This is a genomic window from Pseudomonas sp. St29 (assembly GCF_001547915.1).
Taxonomy (GTDB): domain Bacteria; phylum Pseudomonadota; class Gammaproteobacteria; order Pseudomonadales; family Pseudomonadaceae; genus Aquipseudomonas.
This window is the reverse complement of the sequence record NZ_AP014628.1, coordinates 2,664,871-2,678,364: the sequence shown is the minus strand read 5'-3', so window position 1 is coordinate 2,678,364 and position 13,494 is coordinate 2,664,871. Positions and strand designations below refer to the sequence as shown.

Sequence of the window (13,494 nt, the reverse complement as noted above, 5' to 3'; positions counted from 1 at the left end):
CACGAGTGACAGCCTGCGTGCATGGCCGACATAGTGTCGGCCAACTCCGGCAATGTGTCCGGCTGGCGGACACCTTGCCGGGTGCTTTCCAGAACGGCCTATGCAAAGCTTTTCCCGAGGCCTGGGTGAAGAGCCCAAAAAACAATAATTAATAATTCTTCAAAGGTGCCATCCAATGCTAACCAGAACGCTCAAGTGTCTGTTTGCTGCATCCACCGTCGCGGCCGCGGCGCTCCTGTGCCCTTTAGCCGCTCAGGCTGATGACTTGCAATCGATCCAGGCATCCAAAGAGATTCGCATCGCCATGAGCGGGCAGTACTCGCCCTTCAGCTTTGCCAACGAGCAGAACCAGATCGTCGGCTTCGACGCCTCCATCAGCGAAGCCCTGGCCCAACGGCTCGGGGTGAAAGTCAGCATCGTCACCACGCCCTTCGACGGAATAATCGCCGGGCTCCTGGCAAAAAAATACGACGCCATCATCGCCTCCATGACCATTACCCCGGAGCGCCAGAAGGCCGTGGACTTCGTCGGCCCCTACTACCACGCCGGCCGCACCATCGTGGTGAAAGAGGATTCGCCGATCAACAGCCTGGATGACCTGAAGGATGTGAAGGTCGGCGTCACCCTGGGCGATGCCCACGACAAATGGGCCAGGGCGCGGGGCAACCTGAAGGTGAAAACCTATAAAGGGCTTCCCGAGATGCTGGTCGACCTGGACGCCGGGCGCCTCGATGCGCTGGTGATGGACAGCGTTCCGGTGCTGGTGGCCGTCAAGGAAACCGGGCAGAAAGTGCGCATCATCACCCCACCCCAACAGGATGGCGGCATCGAAGGCATGGGCATTGCGCTGCGCAAGAACAACCCCGAACTCAAGGCCGCGATGCAGCAGGCGCTGAACGACATGCTGGCCGATGGCAGCTACGAAAAGATCTCGATGAAGTGGATTGGCAAGGACATTCGCTGACTCATCTGCAGCCTGGCTCGACCTGGGGTCGGGCCAGTCAATCCGACTTTTCCGAGCCTTCCCATGGATCTGACACTTATACAGCGCACCCTGCCGTTCTTTCTGGAGGCGGCCTGGGTCACGGTGCACGTTTCGCTGCTGGCGCTGCTGCTGGGCTTGCTGGTGGCGGTGGTGCTGGTGGCGGCCCGGCTGTCCGGCTTCTTCATGCTTCGCTGCCTGGCCCGGGTCTACATCAGCGTTTTTCGTGGCACCCCCTGCCTGGTCCAGCTGTTCCTTCTCTACTTTGGCGGCCCGCAGATCGGCCTTGAGCTGGAACCGTTGTCCGCAGGCGTCATCGGCCTGGGCCTGAACATCGCGGCCTACATGGCCGAATCCATTCGTGGCGCAATCAGCAACGTGGACCCCGGCCAGGTCGAGGCGGCGCGTTCAATCGGTTTCGGCAAGGGCCAGACCCTGTGGCTGATCACCCTCCCGCAAACCGCCAAGTTGATGATCAGGCCACTGGGGGTCAATGCGGTGGCGCTGATCAAGGGCTCGGCCCTGGTATCGACCATCTCCGTGGTCGAGCTTTCCTATACCGCGCAGCGTTTCATCAGCTCCACGTACAAGCCATTCGAGATCTTCACGGTGTCGGCCATTTTGTACATCGCCATGGTCTACACGGTCAGGCTGATGGTGGACCTCCTCGATAAACGCTTCGCGGCCAAGTGAGACGCCCCCATGCCAAGCCTCGACCTGAGTATCGTGACACCCTATTCCGAACTGCTGGCCACCGGGCTCTGGTGGACCCTCGTCCTATTCCTCAGCGCCAGTGTGTTGAGCCTGATGGCCGGCATCGCCTTTGCCCTGATCGTGCTCTACACCCCGAAACTGGTCTCCCTGCCCATACGTTTCCTGACCTGGCTACTGATGGGCACGCCCCTGCTGCTGCAGCTGTACGTGATCTACTACGGCCTGGTGCAAGTGGGGATCGATATCCCGGCCCTCGCGGCCGGCATCATCGGCCTGAGCCTGCATTTTGCGGTCTACAACGCCGACGTGATTCGTGCCGGAGTCCTGTCGGTCGACCCCGGGCAGATTGAAGGCGCGCGCTCCATTGGCCTGAGCCGCAGCCAGGCGCAACGCTACGTGGTGGTGCCACAGGCACTGCGCAATACCCTGGCCCCGCTGGGCAACAACCTGATCGTCCTGCTCAAGGACACCTCCCTGGTGTCGATCATCGGCATCGCCGAGCTGGTCTACAGCGCCCAGCGCGCCGTGAGCGAAACCTACAGCCCGTTCGAATTCTATCTGGCCGTCGCGGTGATCTATTACGCGGTCAATCTTGTTCTGGAAGCCGGCCTGCACCTGCTTGAAACCAAGGTAGAGATGTCACGATGACCACAGAAAAGTTCATGGTTGAAGTCAAGGGCGCGCGCAAGGCGTATGGCGCACTTGAAGTGCTCAAAGGCATCGATCTGTCTGTCTCGCGCGGACAGATCATCGCCATCATCGGCCCCAGCGGTTCGGGTAAAAGCACCCTGCTGCGCTCCATCAACCACCTGGAAGTGCTGAACGAGGGGGAGATCTGGCTGGAGGGCGAACACGTCAACCGGCCCTTGAAAGGTCGCGCATTCGAACAGCACATCAACAGCGTGCGCCAGCAGATGGGCATGGTGTTCCAGCACTTCAATCTGTTCCCGCACCTGACCGTGCATGAAAACATCGCCCTCGGGCCGATCAAGCTCAAAGGGCTGAACAAAGCCGCGGCCCGTGAGCTGGCCATGGAGTACTTGTCCAAGGTGGGCCTGGCCAGCAAGTTCGACGAGTACCCTTCCCGCCTCTCGGGCGGACAGAAACAGCGCGTGGCCATTGCCCGGGCCCTGGCGATGCGCCCCAAGGTCATGCTGTTCGATGAAGCCACCTCGGCGCTGGACCCGGAGCTGGTGGAAGAGGTCAACCAGGTCATGAAGCAACTGGCCGCCGAGCACATGACCATGTTGATCGTCACCCACGAAATGCGCTTTGCCGGTGAAGTGGCGGACCGGATTATCTTCATGGACGGCGGCGTGGTGGTCGAGGAAGGCGCGCCACGGGAGATCCTGCAAAACCCGACCCACGAACGCACCCGGTCGTTCCTGAAAAAGCATTTGCACGCCTAGCAAGGCTGCGCTCGCGCGGGCCGCAGGTGCTGTTGCATCACACGCAGCAGCGCTGCCTTGGCAGCCAGGGGGCCCCGCCCCCTACGCGCCATCATTCGTAGCTCAGGGTGAAGGTCAATGAAGCCGCCAACTGCCCCTTGCCGATGCTGCGTTCGCTCAGGGCATCGGGAAGCGCCTTGAGGTAGGCAAGAAAGGTGACCGACTGCTTGCCGTCCTGGCTGACCCGGCCAATGGAATGCGTGCGTCCCAGGGGCAAGGGCTGCGTCGCTGCATCCTCCAGGCCAATCACCAGGCCTTGCGGACTGCCGCTGTCGAGCTCCAGAAAGCCCGGTATCTGCGGACTTTCATGGCCGCTCAAGGTCGCCTTGACCTCGGTCCTGCCGGCGCTGGCATCACAGTCGATCAGGTTCAGGACAATGGCCTTGCTCGCGGTTCTGCCGTCACGATAGAGCTCCTGAAGGCTCACATCCTCGAAGTCCAGCGTCCGGGTTTCCGAGCCAGGCTCCAGGGTACAGGTCTGATCCATCAGCTGGCCGCTGAAAAAGACGTTGTCGGCCGCCACTGCCGGGGCGCTGAAACCATCCGCCAGCCAGGCACAACACAGGCACAGACAGCCGTTGAGCAATTGCTTCATGACTTCACCTAATACAGCTCGACCAGCAACAGTCCGGAAGCATTGAACTCGCTCAACGCAAGCTGCGCTCCCACCTTCTTCACCGGCACCGCCTCGAATGCCGGAGGTTTCTGCAAACTGTCGAGGCTGATCTGCCGAGGTTCGTTGAGGACCAGTTCCCGCTCCCCCAGCAACAGCTTGATGGCCAAGCCATTGACCGAGGTGCGCAGCAACGCCGGGTTGAAATCCGCCACCGAGCCCTTGAAGGTCAGGCGCATCTTCCAGGTCGAGTCTTGCGATACCAGCCCCGGACACTTGATCTGATAGGGAATCGGCTGACGATAGTGCTCGCCATCGATCTTGCGCAGCTGCACGTTGCCGAACGACACCCTGATCGGCGCGTCCTTGTCGCTGACCGTGCATTGAGGAGGCGCGATCAATACCCCGAAGAACGCCATATCCGCCGCCGCCCGGCCCAAACCCGGCAACCCGAGCAGCAAGAGGCCGCAGACCAGAGCCTGGCACCCGCCTTTCCTTCGCCACCAGCGTTCCATGAACACCTCCGCCCCCCTGCCCTTGCCGGCCCCCAGCTGCGCTCCCGTCCCGGGCTGCGCTGCCAACCTTGCGCCCAGCCACCGAGCCAGGGGCACAACGACCCCGAGCGCGCCCGATGGTCTCAAGCCAGCCTCAGCTCGCATCGGCCACCGGCCTGGCCACGCACTGCCCCGCCGTGCAGCGGAATTCCAGTTGCGGCCGACCGCCGAAATCGTTGACATACGTCAGCACTGGCGCGTTGCCCAGGGTCCGGGCGCTGACGCTCAGCGCCTGGCGCCCCCAGGGCGCCAGCATCACCGGCTGGAAGTCTGGAACGGATGCGCCGCCCACGCGGACCTGGGCATCAACCAGGGTCACGTAGTAGGCCGTCGGGTTATGGGCTACGTAGCGCTCCCCTTCGCGGGACAGCGTCAGTTGCTCCTGCCAGGGAAGCTGATTCTGTCCGCTGTCCCTGACGATGGCCTCGGGACGATAGAACAGCTTGATCCGCGTCTGCAGGGCAATCTGCAAGGCGTTGGGCTTGTCGGTGCGCGGCGGGATCTCACGCAAGTTGAAGTAGAACAGCGACTCCCGGTCCTGGGGCAACTGCCCTGCCTGTGCCAGCTTCCGGATCCTCACCTGACTCCGGGATCCGGCTTCGAGCCGTTGCACTGGAGGCAGCACGGCCAAGGGGCCGCTGATCTTCTCCTCCTTGTCGTTTTCGAGCCAGGCCTGGGCCAGGTACGGTAGTTGGGGATTCTGGTTGCTGATGCCCACGCTCACCGATTTCTCACTGCCATTGAAGATGATTCGGGTACGGTCCAGGGCGATGGCAGCGTGTACCGACTCCAGAGCCAACAGGCTCAGGCCGATGACAAGCAGGCTTTTTTTCAGGTCGAACCATGGCATGGAGGCCACTCCTTATAACTTGTTGCTGGGGGATCGGGTTTCGCGGACCGCTACAGGCCCGCAGACAAATTGCACTTGCTGGTCATCCGCGCTGACCTGCTCCGTCAGGATGAAATCGCATTGGGCCTTGCCGTCCCACTGCACCGACATCAGGTCACCGACCTGCATGCCACTGAGGTAAACCAGGCCATCCTCGCCAATGATTCCGGTTTCCTGGCCCCGCGCGTTGTACACGCCGCTGCCAAAGGGCGGCGTGGTCGCGTCGGGCAGGACGATGCGGACCATGCCCTTGCTCCCGGAAACGATGTCGAAACGGCGATAGCCAATCGCCCCCTCGGTCAGCGTGGCCTGGGCCACCGAGCGCCCGGCTTCCACATCGTCAGCCAGTTGATCCAGGTTGATGCTTGCCTGATTGCGGTAGTAGCTGTTCATGTCAGCCACCACCGCCTTGCCGAAGCGATTGGAATAGGTGCTGGCGCCATTGCCCCGCACCGGCACCCCGGCCACGCCATTGGTATCGAGCAGCAGGCGGGTGCCGCCCAGGGTGGTGATCCGGTGCAGCGCCGCCCCTTCGGCGGTCAGGGTCGCCCCGCCCTGCACTGACAGACCGGCGGAACGATAACGTCCGGCCTGATAGCTGGCGCTGGCGGTGACATCGGCCAGGCTGCCCTCGTGGTTCAGGTAGCCGCTGGCCGTGTTGCCCTCGCTGGCGGTGCCGGCGCTGAGCATGTAGCTGTTGCGCTCATCCGGACGGTCGTAATAGCTCAAGTTGTGGCCGCTGCTGCCACGGTTGAGCGTGGCGTTGTAACTGAGAGAGCCGCTGTCGCCCCAGGGAAGGCTCAGGGAGACATAGGCGCCTTCATCGACCGCGCCATGGCTCTGGCTGCGATAGGCGGTCAGCGACAGGCCCAGGTTCTTCAGCCCGCCCAGGTTGAAATAACGAGACAGCGACAGGCTGTAGCGGTCGCTCGGCGCATTGTTCCAGTAGGTCTGGTGGTTGTAGTTGAGGTACAGGCTCAGGTTCTGGTCACGAAAACTCTTGCTCAGTGTCGCGGTGTACATTTCCTTGCTCTGATTGTTCAGCCGACCACGGCGACGGGCCTCGATAAAGTCGTTCATGGTCATGAAGTCTTCCTCGGAGAAGCGATAACCGGCGAACGTCACCTGGCTGTCGTAATCCTCGAAGCGCTTCGAATAGCTGGCGCGATAGGACTTGCCCTGGCGCTGGCCGATTTCAGCCAGGCGGGCATTGGATTGAGTCACGTCAACCGCCAGGGCGCCGAAGGCCATCAGGTCACGACCCACGCCCACGGCCAGCGCGCGATAGTCCCGCGCCCCTAGGCCTCCGCCGTACAGCGACCAGCCATTGCTCACGCCCCAGGAGAATTCGCCGCTGGCGAACTCCGGACCATCGGGCTCGTGCTCCCAGTCCGAAGGCCGCCCGGCGGACACTTTGTAGCGCACCGTGCCGGGGCGGCTGAGGTAGGGAATGCTCGCCGTGTCCAGCTGGAATTCCTGAACGCTGCCGTCCTGCTCCTCAATGCGCACATCCAGCTTGCCGCTCACCGCATCGCTCAGGTCCTGGATGCGAAAGGGCCCCGCTGGCACTTGGGTGTCATACAGAATGCGCCCCTGCTGCGTGACCAGCACCCGCGCATTGGTCCGCGCCACGCCACTGACTTCCGGCGCATAGCCGCGCAGGTTGGGGGGCAGCATGTTGTCGCTGGTGGCCAGACTGGCACCGGTGTAGCGCACGCTGCCGAACAGGTTGGAGTCCAGGTAGTTTTCTCCCAGGCTGAGGTGGGCGCGCAACTCGGGAATCGCCCGTGAGGCGTAGTAGCGGCTCCAGGCGAATTGCCGCTGGCCAGGCTTGCCGGAGGTCTTGTGCATCTGCCCTTGCCAATCGGCCCGCAGGCGCCAGGCGCCGAGGTTGAAACCGGTCGTGCCGTTACCCGTCAACTGCTTGTCGCTGGCCTGAGGCCCGGCGTAATCCGTGGTCTGGGCATTGAGGTTGTAGTCAAATAAAAATCCGCCAATGCCCTCATCCCAGCGCGAAGGCGGGTCCCAGTTGCTTGCGCTGTATTCAAGGGCGTCCTGGGGAATGTTCAGGTACAAGGCAGAGGCGCCCAGGTCGCCACGCACCGTCATGCCGGGAATGCTGCTGATATCCAGACAATTGCCTTGGTGCCACCAGGCAAGTTGCTTGATCCGCTGTTTTTTCAGACCCAACTGCGCCACCAGTTCGGGAGAGATGCAGGCCACACTGCCCTTGGGGTCATCTTCCGGCGCCAAGTAGTTCACGACCGTTTCCGGCAACGAATCGCGATTCACATGAACGACCAGGCTGTATTGCCCCGGCAAAATGAAGTTAGCCTTGGCAAACAAGCCGAGATCGAGATTCTGTTGATCCTTGAGATCAAGCACGTCCGTATTGAACTGAAACTCTTCGGCGGCACTGGCCAAGCTGGCCATGCACCACAATGTAGTGAAGACCCATACCCGGTGTTGAACCACGTGATTAACTTCCCTTACAACGACAACAACTTCTTTCGTCCGCTTCCTCAAGCCAGCAAACAGCATCGGTCGACCACCGTGCCCAACACTGTCACGAACGAAATCTGAGAGGTCTGAAGGCAACATGAGAGTGCTGAGTACGGATTAACAAGCGTCATGTTCGAGCGCCACGGCAGTGCATGGCCTATCACGTCGAAACAATGAAAATCCGAGAGGACTGGCGGCGACCCCATCGAGAGAAGATCGGCAGTGCGCCTGGAATACGCACACTTGCGTATCCAGGCCGCACCTCACGCAACGTTACTGATAAGCCAGGGTAAAGTTGGCGACGGTATCAAAGGTACCGGCTACCACAGTGGCTGGTTTCGGCTCCCCACCCTCGGTTTCAGGGGCCAGCATGTCGCCTTGCAGGTAGGCGGTGAAGTTCAGTGCGCTTTCACCGTCGGACAGGTTCTGCGGATCGGAAGCGGCACCCAGCTTGATCAGCGAGCCGTTGCGATCAGCGATCGCCAGGCTCGCACCCTTCGCAGTGCCACCCTGGAAGCCCAGGAGATCAGGGTTGGCGGCCGAAGGCGCGCCGGTGAAGGTCACGGTGGCACTTTTCAGCGAGCCCAGGTCGCAGCCGTTGAGCTTGATGGAAAACGGCTTCAAAGCGGACTTCCCGCCATTTTTCAGAGCGCTGTTGGAGATGGAGTCGAACTCCACGACTTGCTCCAAAGAACCGCTGGAAATCGAGCATGGAGAGTCATTGATATTGCCCTTGAAGTTGACCTTTCCACCGCCCTGGCCCGCCGCCATGGCCAAAACCGAAGTACCACCGAGTACAACTGCCGCTATAGCTGCCGCCATTTTGCTGAATTTCATTTTAGAATCCCTACTAGTACACATTTGATATATCGGCACTATGCATCACCTGGACAAACTACAAGGTAATATCCATGACATGCCACTTGTCGACCAGACCGCAGCCAACTAGTAAGTGCCGAGAACAAGTATATTTACCAAGCAAAAAAATTAAGATAAGAAAGGTTCGATAAGGGCGTAGGAAAATTCCCAACCAACTTATAGCTTGTCTTAGCACATGTAACGACTGACTCGAAACACACTAAAAGAACACGCGACGTCCTGGCAAACATCAGCCCGAACAGCGTTTGAAAAGTATTGTTTCAAATAGAAATCAATATTCCGTAAGCGTCAGAACGCCAAACCCGGAGTGAAGACCGGTCAACATGGGTTTCGAGGTTTTCTGTACTGTCACCTGGATTTCAATCTGTCCAGCCGTTGCCAGTCCATTCAACGGTGTTTGCTGGAATGGCGTTAGTTCGACATAGCTGCCACTGCCTGTACGCGCAAAGAACACCAGATCGATCCCTGGATTTGATGTAGCCAACGCGTTGCTCTGTGCTCCGGGGCTGCCTATCAGACCAAGAGACAGTTTTGCCGGATCAAGCTGACCGGAGTCACAACGAAGAGTCAACTTTCCACCTGCGTTATAGCCATATGCAAAGTTGTTGACCCCGACATCTTGAACCTTGCTGCTATCAATGGGTTGTTTCAGCTTCAGAGTCCAAAAGTTATTACCATTGTCATTGAGTTCACAGGTAGCGGGAACGGATAGGATGGTCGGTGCTTTCAACGACAGTGTGTATAACGGTTGAGGGCTCCACTGCCCCGGTCGCGAATAGCGAAAGAACGAAAAAAGCTCGCTGGGCGGAAGATACACTGCCCCGCCGAGGGCCTTGCGTCGAAGACGGAAAGTGACTTTGCCCTGGTTGCCGGCGTTTGCCCAGCGCAACGGTGTGACGCCATTACCGGAAGGCCCGGCGGTGGCGCCCGCATTGAATGCGTCCTTGAAGGGGATGAAACTTTCCGGCGCACTATTGCCGGTGACGAATATTTTCATATCGATGTCTTCGGTCAATCTGAAGAACTCATTATCGACCCGGGACAAGGTCTGACTCAGTTCAGCCTTGAAATAGCTGGCGTTCTGCGAGCCGCTTTCCGAATAGCACCAACCGTCGTAGTTGCTGGGAATGGTTTGATAGGTGGTTTCATACAGCGCGCCCTTTTCATTGGACGTGAAAGCGCCGTTCTTTATTTCAATGCTCAGCTGATTATGACCCCAGCAGGCACCGTCCGGCGTTCCAGGGGGAACAGGCTCAGCCCAGGCCTTGAGCGAAAGAAATGTTGCCGCAAAACCCCATCGCAACATCGACGGGCAAAGGCTGATCTTGCTTCTTTTATCCAGAGTGGAAATAGCCACAGGGCGCTTACTCCTGAGTAATAACTAGCACGGCACCGGTAGCAAAGGCGCCTGCTTTCAAAACGCTGCCAGGCTTCGCATCCAGCACAGCCTCCAGCGTCGGAGGAGAGGCGTAGTTCACCGAGAACTCTCTGTTGAGGGGGTGTTGCTTGCCATCTACCAGAAAGCGCACGCCAAGATTGCTGAGATTGGTCCACAACACGTCAGAGCTGAAACCGGAAGTACCGACAAACTTCAACTTGAGTGCGGGTGACTGGGAGGAATTCCTGCAACTGATCCGATAAGGAATTTTTCTCGCCCCCTCACGACCATTGACAGCGTCAGTCTTGACCTCGGCAAAATCTATTCTTGTTTGAAGAATATCGACGCTGCAGTTGGCGGGCTCGAAAACTTCAAAGTGTACAAGTACATACAGCCCACCTGGAGTTGCGGCCTGTACATTCCCCGTCATCGACAGAGCAGACAGACCGATCAGCGCCCCTCCAATCAGACTGACCCGTCTCATGAACGAGTAGCGTTTTTCATGACGGTGCACGAGTCCTCCCGGCAGTCGAAACTGAGTTGCCCACGCCCACCAAAATCATTGATGTAGACCAATGCTGGCTGCTGAATGCCCGGCGCGATCCTGCCTTCAAGGCGATGCGCGCTATAGGGCGGTATTTCCATGGGCTTGAAGTCCGCAACAGGCGATGCCCCGGACACATCATTGAAGGCCTCGATGATGGTCACATGATAGGGAGTGGCATTATTAAGCTGAAAACGCCCGCTCTCTTCCCTGAACAAGGTCAAGGCGGACAGCCAGGGACTGGTGATGCCGACGTTGAGCGGGCGTATTCTTTGCGGCCGATAAATGACTTTTATCCGCCGTTGCAGAGCGATCTGAATGCCTTCTTGGCCTTCACTGCGCGGCGGAACTTCACGCACATTGAGATAAAACAATGTTTCGCGGTCCTGGGGCAGATCGGCCACCCGTGGCAGCACCCGTATGTTCAACTGATTACCCTGCATCGCCTCCAATCGCTGAATTGGCGGCAAGGCAACCAATGGCGAGCGTTCAGGCTTGTGCCCTTGCGCATCCTCGATCCAGGACTGGGCCAGATAAGGGCTATGAGGGGAACGGTTATGCACCATCACCACGGCACGGGTCTGCGGCGCCTGAATGATGACCCGCGAACTGCCGAGCGCCAGTGCTGCGATCGCCTGCGCCTGAAAAAGAGCAAAGAATAACGCAATGAACGTGCGTGGCTTAATCATGATAAAAGTTGCAGTCCAGTTTCTTGATACCGACAAAGTCTATTAAACAGGCAAGGCCTTTATCATTGCGAAATTTCCTACACAACTAAGGAAAGTCTCTGCAACAACTCGGTAACTTGCTTAACAAGATGCACAGCCACCCGGCCGCTCAAACTGAGCGGCCGAGTATCAGCATTGCCGCTTTGCCATCTTTCAGGGAATCAGCCCATGGCGCTTGGCAAACTCCGCCAGGCCGACTTGCGAGCCCAGACCGAGCTTCTGCAACAAACGAGCCTTGTAGGTACTGACGGTCTTGTTGCTGAGAAACAGCTTTTCGCTGATGGCCTTGTTGGAATACCCCTGAGCCAGATACTGCAGCACGATCATTTCCCGATCGGTCAGCGAGCCAATCAGCTCGGTCTCGGACAACTGCTCGGCCGCCGGCCTGGACACATCGGTCACCTGGGAAGGATAAAAGGTGTAGCCGGCCAGCACCGCGTTCAGGGCCACCACCAGATTGCTCAGGTCTTCTTCCTTGTTGACGAAGCCTCGAGCGCCAAGCTGGATGCAGCGTTTGCAAAAGCTCTCGACAGACTGCGATGTCAGCACCAATACCTCGGTGGGCAAATCCAGTGCCTTGATCCGGGACAGCACCTTGAGACCATCGAGTTTGGGAATGCCGATATCCAGAATCACCACATCCGGAACATGCTCACGCACCAGCTCTAGCGCATCCAGTCCGTTATCGGTTTCGCCCACCACCTGCATCTCGTGCTTTTCCAGCAGAACCTTCACCGCCAGTCGAACGACGGGATGATCATCCACTATTAATACGCTGTGCATAAATGTCATTTCACCTTAGAACTTGCCGCCGGGCAGCCATTGCGAGCGGGGCAAATTCCCCGGAATCGACCCGAGTTACAAGTGCTGATTGATGATCATTGAAAAAATCAGATGCTCTGATTTTTCAGTAGGAAATTTCCCACAATCCATGAAGATGCATCTAATAGACCCACCCCAAATGGCTTAAGCAAGATACCCAACGGATAAACGACGCGAGCCAGCAATGCAGTACCTGAACGTTCTAGTTGTGGAAGATGAACCCCTGCAACGCCTGGTCACCCTCACCGCATTAAGGAAAGTGATACCGGGACAGATTCATGAAGCCAGCAGCGGCAGTCAGGCACTGGCGCTGCTGGAAAGTTGTGAAGCCATTGACATTGCCATCTGCGATTTGAAGATGCCCGGCATGGACGGCCTGGCCTTCCTTCGTCTCGCCAGTCACAGCGGCAAACTGCGCTCGGTCATCCTTTGCAGCCAGATTGATCTGGCGCTGCGCAACACCACCGTGGCCATGATCAAGCGCCTGGGCCTGGATTATCTTGGAAGCCTGGGCAAACCCTTCAACCTGGAGCGTCTGACCACGTTGCTGAACCGATACCAGTCCCTACGCCATGATCTGGCCAGCCCGCTCAAGCGCATTGCGCTGCCGAGCCTGAGTGATGTGGTGCGCGGCCTGGACAACGGTGAGTTCGAGCCCTACTACCAACCCAAGGTCACCCTCGATACCGCAATCCTGCAAGGCGCCGAAACCCTGGCGCGCTGGAACCACCCTCAACTGGGCGTGCTGCCGCCGTCACACTTCCTGAACATCATGGAAGAGCACAACCTGCTGGATCGACTGTTCTGGCAATTGTTCGATCAAGGCCTGGCCCTGCGTCGCAAACTGGCGAGAAAGAACCTTGCGCTGAACTTTTCCTTCAACTTGCACCCTTCGCAACTGTCCTCCCCGACGCTGACTGAGTCGGTCACTTCCTTGTTGACGCTCTGCCAGGTGCCTTCAAGTTGCATCACCTTTGAAATCAGCGAAACCTGCGTGATGGAGGCGTCTGCCTACAGCCTGGAAAACCTGGTGCGCCTACGGCTGATGGGCTGCGGTCTGGCCATGGACGACTTCGGCGCCGGCTTCGCTTCCCTGCAGCGTCTCTGCGAACTGCCCGTCAACCAAATCAAGCTGGACGGCAACTTCGTGCGCAAGATGAATCATCACCCGGCAAGCCACGCCATCATCCGCCATACCCTGGCCCTGGGGAGCTCCCTGGGAATGAAAGTGATCATCGAAGGAGTGGAAACCCACGAACAGCAAGAGCAACTGATGAAGTTGGGGGGCTCGCTTGCCCAGGGTTTTCTATTTGCCCGTCCCATGCCGGAAAGCCACTTCATCGCCTATTGCAACAAGCACTCGAATACCCCGCCAACGACTTAAATTGATAGGCCAAAGCAAGCAGTGCCAGCTACTATTTTCACCCTGTGCCTCCAGAGC

Annotated in this window: 14 protein-coding genes; 5 read left to right on the top strand and 9 right to left on the bottom strand. The window is 58.7% G+C overall.

The window, feature by feature from the left end; genetic code table 11:
* Window positions 1-175: 175 nt before the first annotated feature.
* From PST29_RS12135 to PST29_RS12120, 4 genes are all read left to right on the top strand, one after another.
* Window positions 176-964 carry an ABC transporter substrate-binding protein gene (locus PST29_RS12135; RefSeq protein ID WP_060843202.1) on the top strand — a complete coding sequence of 263 codons (789 nt, stop codon included), beginning with the start codon at window positions 176-178 and terminating at the stop codon, window positions 962-964.
* Between the two features lie 63 nt (window positions 965-1,027).
* Complete coding sequence (locus tag PST29_RS12130) at window positions 1,028-1,675, top strand: amino acid ABC transporter permease (RefSeq protein WP_060838691.1); 648 nt, start codon at window positions 1,028-1,030, stop codon at window positions 1,673-1,675.
* 9 nt (window positions 1,676-1,684) lie between these two features.
* Window positions 1,685-2,344: an amino acid ABC transporter permease gene (locus PST29_RS12125; RefSeq protein WP_060843201.1), complete on the top strand. Its 660-nt coding sequence runs from the start codon at window positions 1,685-1,687 to the stop codon at window positions 2,342-2,344.
* Window positions 2,341-3,105: an amino acid ABC transporter ATP-binding protein gene (locus PST29_RS12120; protein ID WP_060843200.1), complete on the top strand. Its 765-nt coding sequence runs from the start codon at window positions 2,341-2,343 to the stop codon at window positions 3,103-3,105. Before PST29_RS12125 ends, PST29_RS12120 begins: the two co-directional genes overlap by 4 nt.
* Before the next feature lie 91 nt (window positions 3,106-3,196).
* On the opposite strand, the gene PST29_RS12115 is transcribed toward PST29_RS12120, so the two are convergent.
* The 9 genes from PST29_RS12115 to PST29_RS12075 form a co-directional block, all read right to left on the bottom strand.
* On the bottom strand, window positions 3,197-3,739 hold the full coding sequence (locus PST29_RS12115) for a fimbrial protein (RefSeq protein ID WP_060843199.1): 543 nt from the start codon (window positions 3,737-3,739) through the stop codon (window positions 3,197-3,199).
* An 8-nt stretch (window positions 3,740-3,747) separates the two neighbouring features.
* On the bottom strand, window positions 3,748-4,272 hold the full coding sequence (locus PST29_RS30975; protein ID WP_159426280.1) for a fimbrial protein: 525 nt from the start codon (window positions 4,270-4,272) through the stop codon (window positions 3,748-3,750).
* Window positions 4,273-4,405: 133 nt separating this feature from the next.
* On the bottom strand, window positions 4,406-5,161 hold the full coding sequence (locus tag PST29_RS12105) for a fimbria/pilus periplasmic chaperone (RefSeq protein WP_060843198.1): 756 nt from the start codon (window positions 5,159-5,161) through the stop codon (window positions 4,406-4,408).
* 12 nt (window positions 5,162-5,173) lie between these two features.
* A complete protein-coding gene (locus PST29_RS12100) occupies window positions 5,174-7,675 on the bottom strand; it encodes an outer membrane usher protein (RefSeq protein ID WP_442966400.1) in 2,502 nt (833 codons plus the stop codon).
* 300 nt (window positions 7,676-7,975) lie between these two features.
* Complete coding sequence (locus tag PST29_RS12095; protein WP_060843196.1) at window positions 7,976-8,539, bottom strand: fimbrial protein; 564 nt, start codon at window positions 8,537-8,539, stop codon at window positions 7,976-7,978.
* Window positions 8,540-8,852: 313 nt separating this feature from the next.
* The gene (locus PST29_RS12090; RefSeq protein WP_060843195.1) at window positions 8,853-9,938 is read right to left on the bottom strand and encodes a hypothetical protein; all 1,086 of its coding nucleotides are present in this window, start codon (window positions 9,936-9,938) and stop codon (window positions 8,853-8,855) included.
* A gap of 7 nt (window positions 9,939-9,945) precedes the next feature.
* Window positions 9,946-10,473, bottom strand: a complete 528-nt coding sequence (locus PST29_RS12085; RefSeq protein ID WP_148659628.1) for a fimbrial protein — start codon at window positions 10,471-10,473, stop codon at window positions 9,946-9,948.
* Complete coding sequence (locus PST29_RS12080) at window positions 10,440-11,192, bottom strand: fimbria/pilus periplasmic chaperone (RefSeq protein ID WP_060843193.1); 753 nt, start codon at window positions 11,190-11,192, stop codon at window positions 10,440-10,442. The genes PST29_RS12085 and PST29_RS12080 overlap by 34 nt, the downstream gene beginning before the upstream one ends.
* A gap of 192 nt (window positions 11,193-11,384) precedes the next feature.
* A complete protein-coding gene (locus PST29_RS12075) occupies window positions 11,385-12,014 on the bottom strand; it encodes a response regulator transcription factor (RefSeq protein WP_060843192.1) in 630 nt (209 codons plus the stop codon).
* Between the two features lie 223 nt (window positions 12,015-12,237).
* Between PST29_RS12075 and PST29_RS12070 the strand changes: the two genes are divergently transcribed.
* On the top strand, window positions 12,238-13,437 hold the full coding sequence (locus PST29_RS12070) for an EAL domain-containing response regulator (RefSeq protein ID WP_060843191.1): 1,200 nt from the start codon (window positions 12,238-12,240) through the stop codon (window positions 13,435-13,437).
* Window positions 13,438-13,494: the final 57 nt, after the last annotated feature.